The sequence below is a fragment of the Pseudomonas brassicacearum subsp. brassicacearum genome (genome assembly GCF_008801605.1).
GTDB lineage: Bacteria > Pseudomonadota > Gammaproteobacteria > Pseudomonadales > Pseudomonadaceae > Aquipseudomonas > Aquipseudomonas brassicacearum.
Genome location: NZ_VZPJ01000036.1, coordinates 1 through 1187, shown reverse-complemented (window position 1 = coordinate 1187; position 1187 = coordinate 1). Strand labels below are relative to the sequence as shown.

Annotated in this window: 1 protein-coding gene; it reads left to right on the top strand. The window is 52.1% G+C overall.

The features are described 5' to 3' along the window. Positions 1–213 precede the first annotated feature (213 nt). Entirely contained in the window at positions 214–1176 is a 963-nt protein-coding gene (locus tag F7R20_RS31375) for an IS110 family transposase (protein ID WP_003199432.1), read from the top strand. The last annotated feature ends 11 nt before the right edge of the window (positions 1177–1187 follow it).

Below are 1187 nucleotides of genomic sequence, written 5' to 3'. Positions count from 1 at the left end.
AGCAAGCTCGCTTGTATGTTTAGACTTGAAGGGGTGGGCGGGACTAAAAGCTCGATTCCGACTCTAGCCAGTACGGACCGTGGGAGACTTCTCGTCCCGCCCTTTCTACCCAAAGCGCCAATAAGGAATTCATCGGTAAACCGACGATAGAGACAAGCCAGCGCAAAGGTAGACCCCCGACAAGCACCTAAACCCTAGCTCCGAGGATTCGTCATGACAATCCTTACCTCGCAGACGGTTGTTGGTATCGATATAGCCAAGGCCGAAATTGTTGTTTATCGCTCTGATCTGCAAGCCATCGACACTATCAAGAATGATCGAACAGCGCTCAAGCGCTGGCTAAAAACGTTGCCCACCCAAAGCGCTCTTGCCGTTGAAGCCACCAATATCTATCACCTGGATACCGTCGAGCTGGCTCACGCGATGGGTCATCAGGTCTATGTCGTGGATGCTTACCGGGTGAGCAACTATCGTCGCGGCATCGGCCAAAGAGCTAAGAACGATCCTTGTGATGCCCGTCTTCTGGCGCGGTATTTGACCAATGAACAGCACGAGCTGCGGCTCTGGAACCCGCCACCGAAGGCTTACACGACATTAAAAAGCCTGCTTCATCGGCGCGCGACGCTGGTCAAGAATCACGCCGGTCTTATGTTGAGCTGGGCCGACGAACCCTTGTTAAAAAAAGCGCTGATTGCTCAGCAAAAAGCGTTCAAAGAGGCGATTCAGGCCATCCAGAAGTTGCTACAAAAAGTTAGCAAAGAGTCGGGAATTGAGGCGAATATCGACCGCTGCAAAGCCATCGAAGGCGTTGGTGAACTGGTCGCAACTGGGTTGGCGACGAGTTTTATGCGAGGTGATTTTGCGGACAGCGATGCATTTATCGCGTTTTTAGGGATGGACCTGCGGGTCGATGATTCTGGAAAAAAGAATGGTCCCCGATACCTGAGCAAAAAGGGGGATCCAGAAATACGCCGATTAGCTCATATCGCTGCAATGACGGCATGTCGCTCGCCTAGATGGAAACCGTTTTATGAGTCGTACCTGGTCAGAGGCTTCTCAAAAACCCAGGCATTGGTGGTGCTTGCTCGCAAGCTCTGCCGGGTGGCATTTGCCTTGATGAAAAATCAGAGCGAATACCAGCCGAAGCCTATGTTGCAGGGTTGCCCTGCAACATAGAATCTCCCACA